Genomic DNA, 19,881 nt, shown 5'->3' on the forward strand with positions numbered 1-19,881 from the left:
GCCCACCGGCACGAGGGCCGCCGATGTTGGCGCAGGCGTTGTCGTGGGCAGCGTTGCCGAAACCGATGACGGAAGTGGCGCCGGCGGGTGTCGCGGTGGTGAGGACGCCGCCGGCGGTGAGCAGCGCCGGCACGCCGGTGACGTGGATACGGTTCATGCACCGCCAACGCGTACCCGCACGGGTGGGACACGGGGGCCGTTCCCGTCCGACGCCTCGGCCCGGGCAGGGAGAAGCCCCCGCACGCGGGTGCGTGCGGGGGCTGAGACGTGCCGGCCGTGAACGTGGTGAGGATCAGTACACGTTGACGCCGTAGGCGCTCAGGGCCTCGGTGACCGGCTGGAAGAAGGTCGTACCGCCGGTGGAGCAGTTGCCGCTGCCGCCGGAGGTGAGACCGTACGCGGTGCCGTTGCTGCCGTACAGCGGGCCGCCGGAGTCGCCGGGCTCGGCGCAGACGTTGGTCTGGATCAGACCGGAGACGATGTCGCCGCCGCCGTAGTTGACGGTCGCGTTCAGCGCGGTGACGCGGCCGCTGTGCGTGCCGGTGGTGGAGCCGTCCCGGATGACGGTGGTGCCCACGGACGGGGTCGCCGCGCGCGTGATGTCCACACCGTTCGCGGTGCCGGGCTTGCTCACCGACGTGTTGGTGTAGCGGACGATGCCGTAGTCGTTGCCCGGGAAGCTGGAGCCCGTGGTGGTGCCCAGGACGGTGGTGCGCCCGGAGTTGGAGTACCAGGTGCCCGCGCCGTCGGTGCAGTGACCGGCGGTCAGGAAGTACTGGGTGCCGTTGCTGGCCTGGACGTTGAAGCCGAGGGAGCAGCGCCAGCTGCTCGCGTAGATGGCGTCGCCGCCCTCGATCAGCTTGGTGAACTTGCCGGGGGTGCGCTTGATGGTGAGCGCGTCGGCGTGGGCACCGGCCTGCTTCTTGATCTTCGCGATCTCGGCCTGGGAGACCGTGCTGTCGACGGTCACGAGCACGCGGTTGTTCTTGCTGTCGACGGCCCAGGCGGTGCCCGGGACGTCGGCCTTGAGCACCGAGGCGCCGGCGCTCTTCAGCTCGGTGGCGCTGAACGTGGTGGACTCGGACGCGTTCGCGTTGGGGATCGCGATCGCGGCTGCGGCCACGAGTCCGGCGGAGACGGCGGTCAGCCGGGTCCGTCTCGAGATGCCGCTGCGCGGGGTGGTGCGCTTGATCCTCACTTTTCGTTCCTCCACAAAGGAAGTCGGGGGCCCGCGTGGGGTCGGGGCCCGTGAGGCGCAGCCGGGGGCACGAGCGTCCGGATTCCGGACACGCCGTGCCCCTGACAAGCGCTGGGTGGGAGTATTCGGCCGAACGGCCGGTAGGCGCAAGGGTGCCTTTCGGCCGTCAACCTTTGAACCATCTGTCTGATTGGCCCCCTGAACAGCAGCTGATGGTTCGTCAGGCCAGGTTCCGCTCCCCCGCCGCGACGGGCACGTCCAGGGTGTTCCCGGGCGGCGGGAAGGGGCAGATGAAGTGGTCGGCGAAGGCGCACGGGGGCAGCAGGGCCCGGTTGAAGTCCACCGTCGTCCGGCCGTCCGCGTCGGGCGCGCCGGGGCGCAGGAACCGGAAGCGGTGGCTGCCGTTTCCGCTGGTGGCGTCGGCGAAGACGGCCCAGAGCGAGCCGTCGGCCTCCACCGACACCTGGAGCGTGTGCTCCCGCCCGTCGAGGGTGAACGCCAGCTCCCCGGCCAGCCCCAGCCCGCGTCGGCGTCCGTCCGCGTTCTCCACCCGCACGGTGCGGTGCTCGCCGTACGGCGTGAAGCGTCCCGGCACCGACCAGCGCTGATCGTAGGGCGTGGCATCGATGCCGCGGAACCGGCGGCGGTTCTCGGCCGCCGGGTCGAAGTCGCGTACCGCCCAGGCCCCTTCGCGGACCAGTACGACGAGCCGTCGTGCGCCGTAGCCCACCCGCGCGGCGGCGGCCGGGCCGGAGTCGGCCGCGAGCCGTACCCGGCCCTCGAAGGGCGCGCCGTCGAGGGTCAGCCCGTCGGCACGGGCGGCCGTGAGGACGACGGCGTCCCCCTCGGTGGTCCAGTTCCCGGGGATGTCCGGAAGTCGACCCTCCGGATAGTCCACGAGCCAGTGCGTGGCGTTCAGCGCGAGGACCCCGTAGGGGGCGGACACCTCCTCCAGGCGTCCCTCGTGCCACTGCTTCCACGCGTCGAACGCGTCCGTCGTCATGCCATCCGTCCTTCCGTGCCGGGTCGTCCGACCCACGTGTGAGCACCGCGACGCGCGTTCACGCCGCGGCCCGGTTCGCCGAAGACCCCAGGAGCGCCAGCACCGCCCGGGCCGCCGCGTCGTTCTGCCGGAACGCCGGACCGCCGGTGTGCGGCCGGGTGAACGCGCCCGCGCCGCGCACGTCGGTGTGCGGGCCGAGGGCGAAGCGGCGCGGATGCGGCCGGCCGGACCGGTCGAGGACGCGCCCGTCGGCGGGGTCCACGCGCAACAGCCCGTCGGGGGTGGCGGCGGCCCCCTCGGCGTACAGCTCCCGCAGCAGCGGGTCCCGGGACCGCGCCACCGTCGGCTGCGGCAGCCGCGCCTCGACCAGCGCCCGCGTCTCGACGGTGAACCCGGGCACGGTCGGGCTGGTCGCCCGGAACACCCCGTCCTCGGCGCGCACGCGCAGATCGGCCCCGGCGAACCGCAGCACGCCCGCCCGGGACAGCGCGAGCAGCTGCCGCAGCCGGGGTCCCGGCGGCCCGGAGGCGAGGTAGCTGAAGAAGCCGTGCCACCAGGTGCCGATGTCCCCGAGCCGCATCAGCTGCCCGTAGACGGAGAGCAGGGCGAGGAAGACGGCCTGGTCGGGGCTGTACGCGGGATCGTGACGCCGTCTCAGGTCGGCCTCCACATAGCGGCGCAGGCCCGCCTGGAAGGCCTCGTGCGAGTCGTACCGCACGCCGGCCAGCGGCCGGTCGAGTGCGGCGAGGTCGAGCCGGTCGGCCGGGTCGGGCACCGCGGCGGCGACGAGGGCGGCCCGCTCCGCCGGGTCGTCGGCGGCGGCGTACCGCCGCTCGAAGGCGGCCCAGCCGAGTCCGGTGCGCTCGGGGTGGGCGGTGAACAGCCGGTGGTAGTGGGCGTGGCCCAGCTCCTTCTCCACCAGCGGCCACACGTCGCGCCGGAAGTCGAAGCCGCCGGGCCGGGCGAGCAGCGCGTCGGTCTCGGCGGGGCCGAGGAACCGGGGCAGCGGCGGCGGCGCGCCGTCCAGCCGGTAGCCGATCTTGGAGTGGTACGGCACTCCGCGCCGCGATCCGACGTACAGCACCGGCTCCCGGCCGGAGGGGATGTAGGTGTCCCCGTCGTACCGTCCGCCCCGGCCCTCGGTGAGCAGCACCATCAGGTCGACGAAGGCCAGCCCGAAACCGCGCACCAGGACCGGCTCGCCCGGCCGCAACGGGGTCAGGTCGCTGTCGGCGGTGAAGTCGGGCGGCAGGTGGACGAGGCCGTGGGCGCGGGCGTACGCGCCCAGTTCGGCCTGTTCCGGGTCGGGTTCGGCGGCGAGGTGACCGAGGGTGAGGACGACGGCGTCGGCGAGGAGCGGGCGCGGGCGGCCCGCCAGCCGGACCCGCTGGCGGCCCTCGCGCGGCCCGCAGACGCGCACGGCGCGGCAGGGGTGGTGGTGCACGGTGACGTCCGGCGGCAGGGCGGCCACGGCCCGGTCGTAGGCCCAGCGCAGATACGAGCCCTGGACCCGGCGGCCGACGAAGGCGTCCCCGTCGAGGCCGGCCCACTGGTGCAGGGTGGGGCCCTCCCGGACGGGTCCGGCCATCCGCACGCTGGAGTCGGTGAACACGGTGACGTCCTCGGCGCGGGAGTTCATCCACAGCAGCGGTGACTGCTCGGTGCGCCAGATCCGTCCGGGGCCCGGCGGGTACGGGTCGACGAGGTGGATGTCGAGGCCCGTTCCGGGCGGCAGTTCGGCGGCGTTGGCGGCGATCCGCTCCAGGACGCCGGTCCCGCGCGGCCCCGCCCCGACGATGACCAGGGACGCCCTCATCGGACCCGCTCCGTACCGCGCGCGTAGCGCTTCTCGACGTAGTGCTGGCCGACGCCGAGGACCGAGGTGACGACGGTGTACCAGACGGTGGCCACCATCAGCAGCGGGATGACCTGGTAGGTCTGGTGGTAGACGAGCTGGGTCGAGTAGAGCAGGTCCTGGACGGCGATGACGCTGACGATGGAGGTGCCCTTGAGGGTGCCGATCAGCATGTTGCCGGCGGGCGGCACGATGGAGCGCATCGCCTGCGGCAGCACGATCCGCCACCAGCGCCGCCACCGGCTCAGCCCGAGCGCCTGCGCGGCCTCGATCTGCCCGGCGCCCACCGACAGAATCCCGCCGCGCACCACCTCGGCGGCGTGCGCGGCCTCGTGCAGGGTGAGTCCGATGACGGCGACGGCGACCGGCCCGAGCAGGTCGACCGTCCGCACGCCGAGGATCTGCGGGTACAGCGCCCCGATGTTGAACCAGAGCAGCAGCTGCACCAGGATCGGGATCGAGCGGAACAGCCAGACGTATCCCCAGCTGACGGCTCTGAGCACGGGGTTCGCGGAGAGCCGGGCCGCCGCGAGGAGGGCGCCCAGCGCGAACCCGAGCACCATCACCACCGCGGTCAGCCAGAGGGTGAGCCACAGTCCGCGCAGCACCGCGGCCGAGGTGAAGTAGTCGCCGACGACGTCCCACTGGAAGGCGTCGTTGCGCAGCACGGACTGGACGGCGAACCCGAGCAGGACGAGGACGAGGGCGGCGGCCGACCACTGTCCGTAGCGGCGCTGGGGGACGATGCGCACGGGATCGGGTGGTGCCGAGAGCGCGGGGGCCTGGGCAAGGGTGTCCGAGGACATGGGAAGGCTCCGTGACGTAGGCCAAACACGGTGACGCCTTCACACAGCGGCCAAGCCCCTCAGCACGGCCGTGATCGAGAGTACGGGCCGGATCTGCCGGGCTGTCAAGCGGTGTCTCATTCCGGGGACCGGTTGACGAGCCGTCCGGACACCTGTTCCACTTGGCCCATGCATTCGCAGCAGTGGCTGGTCACGCGCTCCCACATCGACTTCGGTCGCGTGTGGTCCTCTTCCTGTTGAGCCGACCCCGCTGCCTGCCTACTTTCTCCTCCTCTCTCCTCGCCTTCACGCGCGCACCCCTCCCCTCAGCAGCTCAACACCCGTCACAGGGGCAGCAGCAGTCGCAACTGGGACAGTCGCAGTTCTGACAGCAGCCCTCGCGCTTCTTGCGGGACCACGGCCCCTCGTACTCCTCGGCACAGCACAACTTGCAGGTGCAGCACAGCAGCCAGAACATTCCGCAGCCGGCCCAGAACCCGCGCCGTCCCCTGGGCGGCTGGGGCGCGGGCCCGCCCCCGAACCCGCCGAAGCCACCACCGCCCCCACCGCCGTGCCCTCCTGAACCGTGGGCCGCTCCGCCGTGCGCTCCCCCGCCGGCGTACGGGCCGTGCGGGCCGCCCTGCTGCGGCGGCGTGCCGTGGGGCCCGGCCGGGTAGGGCTGCTGTGGCTGCCCGTACGGACCGGGCTGCTGCGGCGGCGTGCCGTACGGCCCCGGCTGGTGCGTCGCGCACGCGGGCGCGGTGCCGAAGGCCCGGTCCACCGAGCGGCGCAGTTCGTGCACGAGGAGCAGATGGGCCAGCCGCCCGTCGGTGAACTCCACCTCGCGCAGCGCCAGCCGGATGCCGTGCACGGCGCCGTCGGCGAGCCGCCGGGCCTCCGCGAGGGACGTCCCGGTCGCGGTGAGCGGGTTCCAGGCACCCGACGCGGCGTCGGACCACTGGTCCTCCACGGCGTCCAGCAGGTGCGCGAGCCGTCCGAAGAGGCGTCCGGCCTCGGCCAGCGGCGCGGCGTTGCCGGGCCGTCCGGCGAGCACCGCGGTGTGCGCGAAGGCGGCGGCGGTGGCGGTCTCGGTGGGTTCGGTGACGGCGAGGAGCGGAGTGCCGGGCCCGGCCAGCGCCTCGATGCCCAGCTGCCGGTCGACGGCGTCGACGAGTACGGCGGTGTCGAAGCCGACGGCCGTCCCGGTGCGGGCGCCGGCGCGGCCCCAGCCGTCGGCGACCCGGCGCGCGGCGAGTGCCACGGGGCGGCGGGCCAGCAGCCCGTCGCCGTCGGCGACATGGTCGCGGACCTTGGCGGAGGCGAGCACCAGGGACACGGCCGCGGCGAGCCGGGCGCCCTCACCCTGCGCGACCGACGCGGTGCGCATCCCGCGCAGCGGGCACGGTCCGGCCGTACGCCGCCACCGCCCGCCCTCGCGTTCGCCCTGAGCCTCCGTCAGAACCGAGATGAGCAGCCCGTCGTAGTTGGTCACCACCCGGGCGAGCTGGCCGTGGTCCGAGCGCAGCGCGAGACACAGGCCGCACAGATGCGCCATCCACTCGGAGGTGAGGCGTTCTCCGAGACGGTGACTGCAAGGCCTGACTATTCCGAACACGACACTTCCCCCGTGGTCCGTACGACGCGGATTCGGCCGCATCGTATCGGCCACTTCGTTCACCCGTACGCACTGCCCGTCACCCGTACGCCGAGAGAAATCATATTTCACTCACAGTCAGCAGCCGCATAGGTCAAGACCCTTGGGGTATCCGGCCTCTCGACGGATTGGCTGTGCACCAGTACCGTCACAAACCCCCCGCGCGGCGTCTATCCACTTGGCGCGACATCCGCATCATGGACGACCATGGGGATGCGGAAAGCACGAAAGACCGCTGTGAGAGGAGGCGTCCATGGGATCGGTGCGCAAGGCGAGTGCGTGGCTCGGCCTCGTCGACGACAACGATGACGAGCGCTACTACGACGACGAGACTTACGAGGGCAACGAGCCCGGGGACGCCTGGGTCACGGACCCACGGGTGAAGGTGGCCTCGGACACGGCCGAGGAGAAAGGCCGCCGGATCGGCACGGTGACCCCGGACAGTTTCCGGGACGCGCGGGCCATCGGCGAGCTGTTCCGGGACGGCGTCCCGGTGATCATGAATCTGACGGCGATGGAGCCGGCCGACGCCAAGCGCGTCGTCGACTTCGCCGCGGGGCTCATCTTCGGGCTGCGCGGTTCGATCGAGCGGGTGTCGACCCGGGTGTTCCTGCTGACCCCCGCCCACACGGAAATCGTGAACGGCGACCCGGCGGCGCACCGCTCGGACGGTTTCTTCAACCAGAGCTGAGGCAGGGCCGATCCCCCCGGCCCCGCCTCCGCTCCCCCGGCGGCTTACCGGAAGGCGTCCAGTCCGGTGAGCGCCTTGCCCAGCACCAGCTGGTGCATTTCGACGGTGCCCTCGTAAGTGAGCACCGATTCCAGGTTGGTCGCGTGCCGCATCACGGGATATTCGAGGGAGATCCCGTTGGCACCGAGGATCGTGCGGGCCGTACGGCAGATGTCGATGGCCTCGCGGACGTTGTTGAGCTTGCCGAAGCTGACCTGCTCGGGACGCAGGCGGCCGGCGTCCATCCGCCGCCCCAGATGGTGGGCGAGCAGAATCCCCTTGTGCAGTTCCACCGCCATGTCGGCGAGCTTGGCCTGGGTGAGCTGGAATCCGCCCAGTGGGCGCCCGAACTGCTCCCTGGACTTCGCGTAGTCGACGGCGGTCTCGAAACAGGTGCGGGCCGCGCCCATCGCGCCCCACACGATGCCGTAGCGGGCGTGCGAAAGACAGCTGAGCGGGCCGCGCAGTCCGGTCACCCCGGGCAGCACGGCGTCGGCGGACAGCCGTACGTCGTCCATGACCAGTTCGCTGGTGACGCTGGCCCGCAGGGACCACTTGTGCTTGATCTCGGGCGCCGAGAAACCGGGGGTGTCGGTGGGGACGGCGAAGCCGCGGATGCCCTCGTCGGTCTGCGCCCAGACCACGGCGACCCCGGCGACCGAGCCGTTGGTGATCCACATCTTGCGGCCGTTCAGCACCCAGTCGGTGCCGTCCTTCTTGGCGTACGTCCGCATCGAGGCGGGGTCGGAGCCGTGGTCGGGCTCGGTGAGGCCGAAGCAGCCGATGACCTCGCCGGCCGCCATCCGCGGCAGCCAGGCCCGCTTCTGCTCCTCGCTGCCGTAGCGGTGGATCGCGTACATCGCGAGGGAGCCCTGGACGGAGACCAGGGAGCGGATGCCGGAGTCGGCGGCCTCCAGCTCCAGGCAGGCGAGCCCGTACTGCACGGCGCTGGCGCCCGCGCAGCCGTATCCGTCGAGGGACATGCCGAGCGCGCCGATGGCTCCCAGCTCCCGGGCCAGCTCGCGGATCTGCGGCAGCTCGCCCTTCTCGTACCACTCGGCGACGTACGGCAGCACCCGGTCCGCCGCCCAGCCGCGCACGGTGTCGCGCACCGCCAGGTCTTCGGGCCCGAGGAGGTCGTCGAGGCCCAGCGGGTCGGCGGGGTCGAACGGGGGCAGCTTGGCGGACGTGGACACGGGCACCCTCCGGCGGCTCGGGAGCGGCGGCGCCAGTCGTTAACTAGCGCCGCTAGTCTCGTACTCAGGGCGACGCTACGACGCGGTCTCCCGTACGTCCAGCGCCGGCCGGCCCGCGCGTCCGGGGCCGGGGCCGCTCAGGCGGACACCCGGGACTCGGCCACCTCGCGCGGCGCCGGTACCTCGACCCTGGCGCCCTCCGGCTCGCAGTGCATCACCCGCGGCAGCCGCAGTGCCATCACCGCGCCGAGCAGCAGCAGTCCCGCGCTGACCAGCAGCGTCACATGCAGTCCGTGCACGAAGCAGTCCCGGGCGGCGCTGCGCAGCGCCTCGCCCGTCGCGCCGCCGAGCCGGTCCGCCACGTCGTAGGCCTCGCCCAGGGAGTGGCTCGCCGACGCCGCGGCCGGTGCGGGCACTCCGGGCACCGCGCTCAGACCTGGCGCGTAGGCCGCGTTCATCACCGTGCCGAGCAGCGCGATGCCGATGCCCGCGCCCAGCTGGTAGGAGGTCTCGCCGATCGCGGCGGCCCCGCCGGCCTGCTCCTGCGGAGCCTCGCTGAGCATCGACTCGTACGCCCCGAAGAGGGTGGTCTCCAGGCCGAACCCGAGGAGGACGAACCCGGAGAGCATGAGTGTGGCGTTGTCCTCCCGGCCCATCGCGGTCAGCAGCACCACCGCGCCCGCCGTCAGGCAGAACCCGAACACCACCATCCGGCGCGGTCCGAACCGGCGCAGCATCCGCGCCCCGGCCAGGCCGGCCGCCATCGCCGCTATGGTCAGCGGCAGCAGCCGCAGCCCGGTCTCCAGCGGGGACAGCTCCAGCACCAGCTGGAGGTACTGCGCCGCGATCAGCTCCAGGCCGACCAGGGCGAGCATGGCGAGCACGATGCAGCCGACGGAGGTGCTGAACGCCGGGCGGGCGAACATCTTCAGGTCGACCAGCGGATACGCCCGCCGCCGCTGCCGCCGCGCGAACAGCGTCAGCAGCACCGCGCCCACCAGCAGCGGCACCAGCGTGGCCGGGCCCAGGCCCTCGCCGCCGCCGAGCCGCTTCACGCCGAGCACGGCGCCGAACAGGCCGGCCGCCGCCATCAGGGCGCCGACGACGTCCCAGGGTCCCTTGCCGTCCCCCTTGGACTCGGGCAGCAGCAGCCGCCCGACGGGCAGGCTGACCAGCATCAGCGGGATGTTGACCAGGAAGACCGAGCCCCACCAGAAGTGCTCCAGCAGGAAGCCGCCGAGCAGCGGGCCGACAGCCGCGCCGACCGCGGCGACCGCGCTCCAGATGCCGATGGCGAGTGCGCGTTCGCGCCGGTCGGGGAAGACCTGGCGCAGGATCGACAGCGTCGCGGGCATGATCATCGCGCCGCCGACGCCGAGCAGCGCGCGGGCGACGATCAGCACCTGGGCGTCGGGGGCGAAGGCGGCCAGCGCGGAGGCCACCCCGAAGAGGGCGTATCCGAGGAGCAGGACGCGTCTGCGGCCCACCCGGTCGCCGAGCGTGCCGAACAGGATCAGCAGCGAGGCGCAGACCAGCGGGTAGGTGTCGACGATCCAGAGCAGTTCTATCGCGCCGGGTTTGATGTCCTCGGTGACGGCGGGGACCGCCACGTGCAGCACGGTGGCGTCGACGGCGACCAGCAGCAGGCTGACGCAGAGGACGACGAGGACGACCCAGCGGTTGGCACCGGCGCCGGCCGCCCGACGGCGCAGCCCGACGGCAGCCGTGGTCGTCCCGGACATGTACGTACCTCCCAGATGTTCCCTCGCATCGGCGGGCTCGCGGGGTGGGGACTCCCCGCGACTCGGCCGGAGGAGCGGTGGTCTCCGGCCCGCGCAACGAACGGCGAGTGACACGTCAGCGTACGCGAGACCACGGCGAGGTCGCGTGGCGGAACTCTCACCCGTCCGGCGGATCCGGTGTGGCGTGCACCACTCCTCTCACCGGGGAGTACGCCCGGCCCGGCCGTCCGGTTCACCCGCCCGCCGATAATCGAGCCCGTGACCGATCTTGACGCGCGCCCCGGGCGCACCGCGCGCCGCACGCTGCCCGGGGCGGCCCCGGCCCTGCTCGGGTACGCGGCCGTCCGCGCCCTGGGCCTGCTCGCGCTGTGCGTGTGGAGCGCGGTGCGCGACAAGGACGCGTACACCCTGCTCACCGCCCGCTGGGACTCCCTCTGGTACGCCAGGATCGCCGAGCACGGCTACGGCTACGAGATCCGCCTGCCGAACGGCGACGTGCACGCCGACCTCGCCTTCTTCCCACTGCTGCCGTGGCTGGAGCGGCTGGGGCAGGCGGTGACCCCGCTGTCGTACGCGGACGCCGGGTTCGCGGCCGGCACGCTCGCCTCGTTCGCCGCGGCCTGGGGGATCTTCGCCGTGGCCGACCTGCTGTACGGGCGGCGGGCCGGGGTGTGCGCGGTGCTGCTGTGGGCGGTGCTGCCGGTCGGGATCGTGCAGTCCATGGCGTACAGCGAGTCCCTGTTCACGGCGCTCGCCGCGTGGTCCCTGTACGCCGTCCTCACCGGCCGCTGGGTGGCCGCGGGCACCCTCGCGCTGCTGGCGGGCCTGACCCGGCCGGTCGGACTGGCGGTGGTCGCGGCGGTGTGGGCGGCGGGGACGGCGTCGTGGCGGCGCGAGCGCGGGGCCCGCCGGATTGGGCCATCCGCGCGGCGGCGGAGCGCGGCGCCCGAGCCAGGCGCACGTCCCACTCCGTACGCCCCCTCCCCCGCCCGCGCCCCGGTCCGGGAGGGCGCACCCGTGGGGCGGCGCGCCCTCGGCATGCTGCTCGCGCCCCTGGGCACGGCCGGTTATGTGCTGTGGGTCGGCCACCGCACCGGCGAGGGCCCGCTCGGCTACCTGGACGTACAGGCGGGCTGGCGCAACGGCTTCGACGGGGGCTACGCCTTCGCCCGGTTCGTCGGCGAGAAGTTCACCTCGTTCCCCTCGGCCGTGGCGGGGGCCGCCCTCGCGGCCGGGGTGGCGCTGGTGATCCGGCTGTACGTCGTCTGCGTACGGCAGCGCCAGCCGCTCCCGCTGCTGGTGTACGCCGGGCTCGTCACCGCCCTGGCGCTGTGCGCGTCGAGCTACTTCGGCTCGAAACCGCGCCTGCTGGTGCCCGCCTTCCCGCTGCTGCTGCCGCTCGCGCTCGCCCTCGCCCGGCTGCCCACCCGCCGGTCGGTCCTGGTCACGGCCGGTGCGGCGGTGGCGTCGGCGCTCTACGGGGCGTTCTGGCTGAACGGTTCCGGCCCGCCCTGACCGGCTCGCGCACCCGGTGAGCGACCGGCGAATTGCGCCCCATGCACCGGTGAACGAATTCATAAGCGGCCCAAAACCGGCCACTGCGGAATGATCAAAGGAATTGAAGGGAACACGTCCCGGGGATTGCGGAATGCCTGGAAATAAAGTAACTCCTGAGAGCAATCCCACATCACATCGTCATTACAAAGCCGGTGATTCGGCAGGGAAGTCAGCTCACTCGCTGTAACGTCGATTGGGTGCGTACCGAACCAAAGCCGACCCGGCTCGACCGGATCTTCGCCCGACTGGACCGCGAACCGCAGCGGCCGGTCCTCGACGTGCCGCGCATGACGCGGCACCGGGTGGTGCTCTTCGGCGCGACGCTCGCCTTCTACCTCACGATCGTCCTCGCCGTGGTGACCACCTCGTGGCTGGTCCGGCTGGACTGGCAGGCCATGCTGTTCCGGCCCTACCAGCAGTGGCCGGAGATCCACGCCTTCCTGGACTACTGGGTCGTCCTCGGCCAGCGCGGCCCGACCGCCGTGATGGTCGCGGCCTGGCTCGGCTGGCGGTGCTGGCGGCAGCACACCCTGCGCCCGCTGCTCGCCTTCGGCGCGGCCGCGCTGCTGCTGAACGTGACCGTGGGGGCCGTGAAGTACGGGCTGGGCCGCTCGGGGCCGCACTACGCGACCGAGGTCGGCTCCAACGAGATGTGGCACTGGTTCCAGGCCGGGAGCGACATATTCCCCTCGGGCCACACCGCCAACGCGGTGGTGACCTGGGGCATCCTCGCCTATCTGGCCTCCACCCCGCGCGCCCGCCGCTGGCTGTCGGCGCTGTCGGCGGTGCTGTCGCTCAGCGTCGGCCTGACCACCGTCTACCTCGGTACGCACTGGCTGAGCGACGTGCTGCTGGGCTGGGCCGCCGGTCTGCTGGTGCTGCTCGCGCTGCCGTGGCTGGAGCCGAACATCGCGAGCGCCGAGGCGTGGCTGTTCACCCAGCGCGACCGGCTGCGCGAGCGCCGCGGCGGCGCCGTCGCGGTCCCCGGGTCCGCGGTGCCGGACGCGGTGGTACCCGGCTCGGTGACGCCCGGCTCGGTGACACCGGGCTCCGTGACGCCCGGCTCCGTGGCGCCCGAGCCGGCGGTGCCCGAGGCCGTGCCGGTCACCCTGCTGCCGGGCGCCGAGGAGGAACCGGCGCCGGTGCGGGAGACCGTCCCGCCGGCCGCCGCGCGTGCCCCCCGGACGTCGGCGCTGCTGGCCCCCGGCCCGCACACGACCCGTTCGGAACGCACCCCGGTCACCCCGGCCGGCAGCCGCCGCCCGCCGCACACGGACCGCCTCACGCGCGGCACGGCGGCCCCGGCGGCGCGTCCGCTCACCGGCGGCTGAGAGCGCGTGGGCAAGGCCCCGGTCGCGGTGACCGGGGCCTTGCCCATGTGCTCTCAGCCCTTCCAGGCGCGGGTCACGCGGCCGTCCCTGACCTCGAAGTTCAGCCGTCCCACGCGGTACTCCATCGTGATGATCGCCCCCGGCGGCAGCGCGCGCACCGTGGACCACCCCCGTTCCCGGGCGCGCCGCTCGGCCGCGTCCGCGTCGAGGCCGACGTAGGTGTCCGGACTGTCCTGGGGCTCTGCGGAGGGTTTCGGAATCGGTGCCATGCCGCCCACGCTAGGCGCTCGGCGGGGAGCGAGGGAAGGGCGGGCCGCGCACCCTGGGTCACTGGTCCCCCTCCGGTCACGCTTCTGTCACAGGATCACGACACGGGTTTCGGGCGCCCTCCCTCACACGGACGAGCGGTTCCCCACCACTTCCGCGGGCATTCGAACGCAATTCCCGCATGTCGGCGCTGCCGGTCGAATTGCCCGGCGGAAAGCACCGCGCGGACCGCCGCCGGCCCGCTTTCCATTCCCCTTCCCGGGCGGGGCGCCGCGACCCGCCCTCACCACGGGAAATACACGGTTTCGGCACACGACACACAGAAGGTCCGGGCGTGAGCCGCGCCGCGGGCGGTGGTGTTCAGCGGCGAGGCGACCGGAACGCGGGGGCACCGAGCGGCGGGCCGAACACCGCGGGGAGCCGCTGCGCGTCCGGAGTGCGGGAGGCGCCCTGGGGCAGGGCGATCATCATGCCGACCTCCAGCCGGTCCGGGCTGGCCCCGACGGTCGCCTTGTTGGCCTCGTACAGGGCCTGCCAGCCGCCGGCCACGCGGTACGTGCGGGCGATCGAGGAGAGCGTGTCCCCGCGCTTCACGGTGTGCGCCCGTCCCGTGAGCCCGTACCGCTTGGCGCACACCGGCCAGGCCTCCCAGCCCTGCGCCGCCACCACCTCCTGGGCCACGGCGATCTGCTGCGCGCGGGTGGCGAGGTCCGCGCGGGCGGCGTACTTCAGACCGCCGTACGCCTCCCAGGTGGGCTGCCAGAACTGGAGCCCGCCGTAGTAGCCGTTGCCGGTGTTGATGTGCCAGTCGCCGCCGCTCTCGCACTCGGCGAGACAGCCCCAGGGCCACTGGTCCTCGGCGCACTCGTGCGCGACGCGGGCGGTCTGCGGTGACGAGACGGGGGGCGGGGGCGTCGTGCGGGCGACGGCGGGGAGGGTGCCGGCCAGCAGGGCGGCCGCGGCCAGGGCGAGCGTGATCGGCGTACGCAACATCGGCCCACGCTAAGCGGCTCCTGCGGCTGCCCCGCCGTGCCGCGCCCCCTCGCGCGCGGGGCCCCACCCGGTCGGCGGACCGGGCGGGATCACGGGGACGCCGCGACAGGGGCGCGGGGCGTCAGATCCTCAGGCGCTGTCCGGGAGTGATCGCGTCGGGGTCCTCGCCGATGACGGCCCGGTTGGCGGCGTACAGCCGCTCCCACGTGGTTCCGTGCCGGGCGGCGATGCCGCTCAGGGTGTCGCCCTCGCGGACGGTGTAGTCGCCGCGGGACGCGCCGCGGTCGGTGTGGCCCGCGGTGCGCGCGGGTGTTCCGGCGGGCCGCGACGGCGCCGGGGCCGCCGCGGGCGCGGGTGCCTCGGGCGCGCTGCCGTACGCGCCGGCCCGCACCGAGCAGGTGGGCCAGGCGCCCCATCCCTGGGCGCGCTGGACCCTGGTGGCGACCGCGATCTGCTGCTCCCTGGTGGCCCGGTCGGCGGTCGGCGCGTGGGCGGTGCCGCCGTACGCCCGCCAGGTGGCGGCGGAGAACTGGAGCCCGCCGTAGTAGCCGTTGCCGGTGTTGATGTGCCAGTTCCCGCCGCTCTCGCACCGGGCGATGCGGTCCCACACTCCGCCGTCCGCCGCCTGGGCGGTGCCGGTCCCGGCCAGCAGGCCGAGCGGGGCGAGCAGGGCCGCCCCGGCGAGAGCCGCCGTCGTACGGGTCTTACGGGTGGTGTCGCGGGTCGTATCGGCACATTCGGACATGTGAATCCCTCTCGACGGACCCGGGCTCCCCCGGACGGGGCCCGCTTCCCGCGCACGATCGCGGTCGGCGTGCTCCGTCCCGTCCGCCGCAGGCCGTGCCGTAGGCCGGCCTGGTGCGGCCGGCCCTGCCGGCGGCGGCGGACGTACCCGAGCGGTGCTCGTTGCACACGGCCGAGGAATGTAGGGACCGGGTCCGGCCCGGATCAACCAACCGCCCGTCGGCGCAGGCCAGTTCGCCATTACCTGCGGTAACGGCGAGTTTCGGACACCTCATTCATTCGCCGATTTCCGGATTTGTCGACCAGACGGCCCGGTGGCCTGTGACCCACTTCACCGGGCCAACCACCGTTGCGTCACGCGGAGTTGACGGTGAGTGTCCGATTCCGGTCCGGGCGTGACCCTGAGCGTCGGATGGGTCGATTCCGTTCGTCGTACTGCGTGACTCCCGCCACAGATCGCCCGTTGTCATCTTCATGAGCCCGGGACCGTCCCGGACCACGGGCCGGGAGCCACCCGGCCTCGCCACGCACCGCATCCCCAGGGAGCCACCCGTGCCGCGCATGCTCGACGTCAGCGACGAGGTTCGCGCCGAGATCGGCGACGAAGAAGCCGACCGGCTGCTCGCCGGAGACAACACCCCGGGCAGTTACGACTGCACGTCCTGCCGCACCCCGGGCGACTCCGAGCGCGAGCGCACCAGCACCCTGCTGTTCATCGGCGACGAGACCGCCGTGCTCGCCTTCGCCCACGCCGCCTGCCTGCCCTCCCAGGTCGTGCAGGTCACCGAGGAACAGCTCCAGGGCGCCGTGAGGTCCATCAGCGGCGACACCGCCGGCCTGGAGGCCCAGAAGATCACCCCCGAGCAGGCCGTACTCGGAGTGACCAGCGGACTCGTGCTGATCGCCGGGGAGTTGCACCCGGCGCTGGTCGTGGAGCCGACCGGCCCGATCGTCCGGCCCGGCTCGACCGCCGTCGGCGACGAGTTTCTGCCGTTGCTCATCGAGCAGGGGTTCATGCCGGTGACCGAGCTGAACGCGGTGCCGCCGGTGCTGCACGGCTGGTCGGTGCTGCTGGCCATGGGGCAGCTGCACGCGGTGCTCCAGCCGTCGGCGAACGGCGGCCCGCCCGTGGCCTGGTGGCAGGCCCACCAGCCGCTGCAGGTCACGGAGGGCTGGCGGTCCGCCGCGAACAAGCACCAGCAGGTGCTGATGTTCGCCGCGCCGGTCGGTTCCATCGGCCGGCAGCCGCGGGAGGACCTGCTGCGGGAGGCGCTGGACAAGGCGGCGGCCCAGGGCAGGCTGGTGACCGGCACGCTGCCGCTGGCCGGGACGTGAGCGCGCAGTCGTAGCGGTGCGGGGTGCGCCGGCGGCCGCGGGGCGTCCGTGGTGAGCCGCTCGGCCCCCGCGCCCCCCACAGGACGGGATGGTCCCCGCATCTTCTAGTGCACCGCGCTCGTTTGGACATACGTGCACGCATACGACGCTCCCCGACGCCCGTCCTACTCCTCGGTCCCTCCCCCGCCGCGGTCGGCGCAGGATCAGACCGGCCCTTCGGCCACCCCGATCTACGACAAGCTCTACTCCGAGTACGTCAAGTCGTTCCGCACACTGCCCGGTGACCGCAGCGGTGAGGAGAAGCTGGGGTTCACCGCCTTCGGGACCATTCCGTACGGCGCGGGTTCGTTCGGCAGCTCGTACACCTCGTACAGCGCCTACAGCGTGGGCGCGCAGAGCGCCCGGCACGGCGGCGGGCAACAGCAGCCGCAGTGGCAGCGCGTCGGGCAGATCCCGGCGGCACTGCCACCGGGGCGGCGCGGCACCCGCTGAGCACATGGAGGAGGGGCGGTCCCGGCCGGGACCGCCCCTCCTCCATGACGTCACTTCTTCTTGCCGCGCTTCTCGCGCACCCGCACCGAGATGTGGATCGGCGTGCCCTCGAAGCCGAACTCCTCGCGCAGCCGGCGCTCGATGAAGCGGCGGTAGCCCGCCTCGATGAAGCCGGACGCGAAGAGCACGAACCGCGGCGGCTTGGTGCCGGCCTGGGTGCCGAACAGGATGCGCGGCTGCTTGCCGCCCCGGATCGGGTGCGGGTGGGCGGAGACCAGCTCGCCGAGGAAGGCGTTCAGCCGGCCCGTCGGCACCCGGGTCTCCCAGCCCGCGAGGGCGGTCTCGATCGCCGGGACCAGCTTCTCCATGTGCCGGCCGGTGCGCGCGGAGACATTGACCCGGGGCGCCCAGGAGACCTGGCCCAGCTCGGTCTCGATCTCCCGCTCCAGGTAGTAGCGGCGCTCCTCGTCCAGGGTGTCCCACTTGTTGAACGCGATGACGAGCGCGCGGCCCGCCTCCACGGCCATGGTGACGATCCGCTGGTCCTGCACGGAGATCGACTCGGAGGCGTCGATCAGGACGACCGCCACCTCGGCCTTCTCCACCGCCGCCGCGGTGCGCAGCGAGGCGTAGTAGTCGGCGCCCTGCTGGAGGTGGACCCGCTTGCGGATGCCCGCCGTGTCGACGAACTTCCAGGTCTTGCCGCCCAGTTCGATCAGCTCGTCGACCGGGTCGCGGGTGGTGCCCGCCAGCTCGTTGACGACGACGCGCTCCTCGCCCGCCACCTTGTTCAGCAGCGAGGACTTGCCCACGTTCGGACGGCCGATCAGGGCGACGCGGCGCGGGCCGCCGACGGCGGTGCCGAAGCTCTGCTCGGGGGCCTCCGGCAGCGCCTCCAGGACGGCGTCCAGCATGTCGCCGGTGCCGCGGCCGTGCAGCGCGGAGACCGGGTGCGGCTCGCCGAGGCCGAGGGACCACAGGTAGGCCGCGTCGGCCTCGCCGCTCGGGCCGTCGACCTTGTTGGCGCACAGCACCACGGGCTTGCCCGCCTTGCGCAGCAGCCGGACGACGGCCTCGTCGGTGTCGGTGGCGCCGACCTTGGCGTCGACGACGAAGACGACCGCGTCGGCGGCCTCGATGGCGAACTCGGCCTGCGCGGCGACGGAGGCGTCGATGCCGAAGACGTCCTGCTCCCAGCCGCCGGTGTCGACGACCTTGAAGCGGCGGCCCGCCCACTCGGCCTCGTAGGTGACGCGGTCGCGGGTGACGCCCGGCCGGTCCTCGACGACCGCCTCACGGCGGCCGATGATCCGGTTCACCAGGGTCGACTTGCCGACATTGGGGCGGCCGACGACGGCGACGACCGGCAGCGGTCCGTGCCCGGCCGCCTCGATGGCGCCCTCGACCTCCTCCAGGTCGAAGCCCTCTTCCGCGGCGAGCTCCATGAACTCCGCGTACTCGGCGTCGCCGAGCGCCCCGTGGTCGTGCTCGAAGTGGTCCGAGCCGCCGGGCTGGATCTGGTCGTTCATGAAGTCCGTACCTCGTCGTTCATCGTGGTGATCGGTGGAGTGCCCGGTTTCGGGTGATCCACTACTCAGTGTCGCTCAGCGCCCGGTCAGGCGCCTGGCGTTTTCCAGGTGCAGGGTGAGCTGCTTGCGGATGCGCTCGGTCGCCTGGTCCAGCGCCGTGCGCGTACGCCGTCCGGATCCGTCGCCCGCCTGGAACGGGTCGCCGAAGACGACGTCGACGCGGCTGCGCAGCGGCGGCAGCCCCTTTATCAACCGTCCGGGGCGGTCGGAACTTCCCAGGACGGCGACCGGGACGACCGGGGCACCGCTGCGGACGGCGAAGTAGGCGAGCCCGGCGCGCAGCGAGGCGAAGTCGCCCTCGCCCCGGGTGCCCTCCGGGAATATGCCCAGCACTCCGCCGTTGTCCAGCACGCCGAGCGCGCGGGTGATCGCGGTGCGGTCGGTGGAGTCGCGGTCCACCTTCAGCTGGCCGATGCCGGTCAGGAACGGGTCGAGCGGCCCGACGAACGCCTCCTTCTTGATCAGGAAGTGCGTCGGCCGGGGCGCCACGCCCATGACCATCGGGCCGTCGATGTTGTGCGAGTGGTTGATCGCGAGGATCACCGGGCCGGTCGGCGGGACCCGCCAGGCGCCGAGCACCCGGGGCCGCCACAGCCCGTACATCAGACCGACGCCGACGCGCCGCCCGACCTCGGCGCCCCGCGCCGACGGAGCTTCGCTCACTTCGCGGCCCGCTTCTCCTCGACGAGGGTGACCACACACTCGATGACCTGCGCCAGCGTGAGGTCGGTGGTGTCCACCTCGACCGCGTCGTCCGCCTTGGCCAGCGGGGAGGTCTTGCGGCTGGAGTCGGCCGCGTCCCGCTTGAGCAGGGCCTCACGGGTGGCGTTGACGTCGGCGCCGTTCAGCTCGCCGCTGCGGCGGGCGGCGCGGGCCTCCGGGGAGGCGGTGAGGAAGATCTTGAGGTCGGCGTCCGGCAGCACCGTGGTGCCGATGTCGCGGCCCTCGACCACGATGCCGTTCTCGGCCGAGGCCGCGATGGAGCGCTGCAGCTCGGTGATCCGGGACCGCACCTCGGGGACCGCGCTGACCGCGCTGACCTTGGAGGTGACCTCCTGGGTGCGGATCGGGCCGGAGACGTCCACGCCGTCGACCGTGATGGCCGGGGCGGCCGGGTCGGTGCCGGAGACGATCTCCGGCTTGCCCGCCACGGCGGCGATCGCCGTCGGGTCGTCGAGGTCGATGCCGTTGGTCACCATCCACCAGGTGATCGCCCGGTACTGGGCGCCGGTGTCCAGGTAGCTCAGGCCGAGCTGGGCGGCCACGGCCTTCGACGTGCTCGACTTGCCCGTGCCGGAGGGGCCGTCGATGGCGACGATCACTGACGGGACGGTCCGGGCGGCGCCGTTTTCCACGGGGGGACACCTTCCTGGTGCTGGGTGGCGGGGTTCGGGGCGGGTAGGCGCCCCC

General features: G+C 73.1%; 18 protein-coding genes. 5 read left to right on the forward strand and 13 right to left on the reverse strand.

All coding sequences use genetic code 11. The features are described from left to right. Positions 1–292: 292 nt before the first annotated feature. The 5 genes from G7Z13_RS07170 to G7Z13_RS07190 form a co-directional block, all read right to left on the reverse strand. A complete protein-coding gene (locus tag G7Z13_RS07170; protein WP_165997130.1) occupies positions 293–1,198 on the reverse strand; it encodes a S1 family peptidase in 906 nt (301 codons plus the stop codon). Positions 1,199–1,418: 220 nt separating this feature from the next. Next, positions 1,419–2,201, reverse strand: a complete 783-nt coding sequence (locus G7Z13_RS07175) for a DUF1684 domain-containing protein (protein WP_165997132.1) — start codon at positions 2,199–2,201, stop codon at positions 1,419–1,421. Between the two features lie 58 nt (positions 2,202–2,259). After that, positions 2,260–4,017 (reverse strand): FAD/NAD(P)-binding protein, encoded by a 1,758-nt coding sequence (locus G7Z13_RS07180; protein WP_165997134.1) that lies wholly within the window; start codon positions 4,015–4,017, stop codon positions 2,260–2,262. Continuing rightward, positions 4,014–4,862, reverse strand: a complete 849-nt coding sequence (locus tag G7Z13_RS07185; protein ID WP_165997136.1) for an amino acid ABC transporter permease — start codon at positions 4,860–4,862, stop codon at positions 4,014–4,016. The genes G7Z13_RS07180 and G7Z13_RS07185 overlap by 4 nt, the downstream gene beginning before the upstream one ends. Before the next feature lie 313 nt (positions 4,863–5,175). Beyond that, the gene (locus G7Z13_RS07190; protein ID WP_206313018.1) at positions 5,176–6,456 is read right to left on the reverse strand and encodes a DUF5685 family protein; all 1,281 of its coding nucleotides are present in this window, start codon (positions 6,454–6,456) and stop codon (positions 5,176–5,178) included. 292 nt (positions 6,457–6,748) lie between these two features. Between G7Z13_RS07190 and G7Z13_RS07195 the strand changes: the two genes are divergently transcribed. Next, positions 6,749–7,186: a cell division protein SepF gene (locus tag G7Z13_RS07195; RefSeq protein WP_165997137.1), complete on the forward strand. Its 438-nt coding sequence runs from the start codon at positions 6,749–6,751 to the stop codon at positions 7,184–7,186. A gap of 44 nt (positions 7,187–7,230) precedes the next feature. Here G7Z13_RS07195 and G7Z13_RS07200 read toward each other — a convergent pair whose 3' ends face one another. Next, the gene (locus G7Z13_RS07200) at positions 7,231–8,421 is read right to left on the reverse strand and encodes an acyl-CoA dehydrogenase family protein (RefSeq protein ID WP_165997138.1); all 1,191 of its coding nucleotides are present in this window, start codon (positions 8,419–8,421) and stop codon (positions 7,231–7,233) included. Between the two features lie 137 nt (positions 8,422–8,558). Beyond that, positions 8,559–10,163, reverse strand: coding sequence for an MFS transporter (locus G7Z13_RS07205; protein ID WP_165997140.1), 1,605 nt, complete (start codon positions 10,161–10,163; stop codon positions 8,559–8,561). Positions 10,164–10,421: 258 nt separating this feature from the next. Between G7Z13_RS07205 and G7Z13_RS07210 the strand changes: the two genes are divergently transcribed. Both G7Z13_RS07210 and G7Z13_RS07215 read left to right on the forward strand, forming a co-directional pair. After that, a complete protein-coding gene (locus tag G7Z13_RS07210; protein ID WP_240926141.1) occupies positions 10,422–11,678 on the forward strand; it encodes a mannosyltransferase family protein in 1,257 nt (418 codons plus the stop codon). 239 nt (positions 11,679–11,917) lie between these two features. Continuing rightward, complete coding sequence (locus tag G7Z13_RS07215) at positions 11,918–13,051, forward strand: phosphatase PAP2 family protein (RefSeq protein ID WP_165997141.1); 1,134 nt, start codon at positions 11,918–11,920, stop codon at positions 13,049–13,051. A gap of 53 nt (positions 13,052–13,104) precedes the next feature. Here the strand turns inward: G7Z13_RS07215 and G7Z13_RS07220 are convergent, their stop codons facing one another. The 3 genes from G7Z13_RS07220 to G7Z13_RS07230 all read right to left on the reverse strand — a co-directional run bounded on the left by G7Z13_RS07220 (position 13,105) and on the right by G7Z13_RS07230 (position 15,056). Next, a complete protein-coding gene (locus G7Z13_RS07220) occupies positions 13,105–13,320 on the reverse strand; it encodes an I78 family peptidase inhibitor (RefSeq protein ID WP_165997142.1) in 216 nt (71 codons plus the stop codon). A gap of 358 nt (positions 13,321–13,678) precedes the next feature. Beyond that, on the reverse strand, positions 13,679–14,311 hold the full coding sequence (locus G7Z13_RS07225) for a transglycosylase family protein (protein ID WP_165997144.1): 633 nt from the start codon (positions 14,309–14,311) through the stop codon (positions 13,679–13,681). Positions 14,312–14,432: 121 nt separating this feature from the next. After that, the gene (locus G7Z13_RS07230; protein ID WP_165997145.1) at positions 14,433–15,056 is read right to left on the reverse strand and encodes a transglycosylase family protein; all 624 of its coding nucleotides are present in this window, start codon (positions 15,054–15,056) and stop codon (positions 14,433–14,435) included. Between the two features lie 551 nt (positions 15,057–15,607). Between G7Z13_RS07230 and G7Z13_RS07235 the strand changes: the two genes are divergently transcribed. Together G7Z13_RS07235 and G7Z13_RS07240 are read left to right on the forward strand one after the other, a co-directional pair. Next, the gene (locus G7Z13_RS07235; protein ID WP_165997146.1) at positions 15,608–16,390 is read left to right on the forward strand and encodes a hypothetical protein; all 783 of its coding nucleotides are present in this window, start codon (positions 15,608–15,610) and stop codon (positions 16,388–16,390) included. Positions 16,391–16,522: 132 nt separating this feature from the next. Beyond that, positions 16,523–16,882 (forward strand): hypothetical protein, encoded by a 360-nt coding sequence (locus tag G7Z13_RS07240; RefSeq protein ID WP_165997148.1) that lies wholly within the window; start codon positions 16,523–16,525, stop codon positions 16,880–16,882. A 50-nt stretch (positions 16,883–16,932) separates the two neighbouring features. Here the strand turns inward: G7Z13_RS07240 and der are convergent, their stop codons facing one another. The 3 genes from der to cmk form a co-directional block, all read right to left on the reverse strand. Further along, positions 16,933–18,411 (reverse strand): ribosome biogenesis GTPase Der, encoded by a 1,479-nt coding sequence (gene der, locus G7Z13_RS07245; RefSeq protein WP_165997149.1) that lies wholly within the window; start codon positions 18,409–18,411, stop codon positions 16,933–16,935. Between the two features lie 75 nt (positions 18,412–18,486). After that, a complete protein-coding gene (locus G7Z13_RS07250) occupies positions 18,487–19,134 on the reverse strand; it encodes a lysophospholipid acyltransferase family protein (protein ID WP_165997150.1) in 648 nt (215 codons plus the stop codon). Continuing rightward, positions 19,131–19,826, reverse strand: a complete 696-nt coding sequence (cmk, locus tag G7Z13_RS07255) for a (d)CMP kinase (RefSeq protein ID WP_165997152.1) — start codon at positions 19,824–19,826, stop codon at positions 19,131–19,133. Before cmk ends, G7Z13_RS07250 begins: the two co-directional genes overlap by 4 nt. Positions 19,827–19,881 lie beyond the last annotated feature (55 nt).

The sequence above is a fragment of the Streptomyces sp. JB150 genome, from assembly GCF_011193355.1.
In the GTDB taxonomy this organism is placed as follows: Bacteria; Actinomycetota; Actinomycetes; order Streptomycetales; family Streptomycetaceae; genus Streptomyces.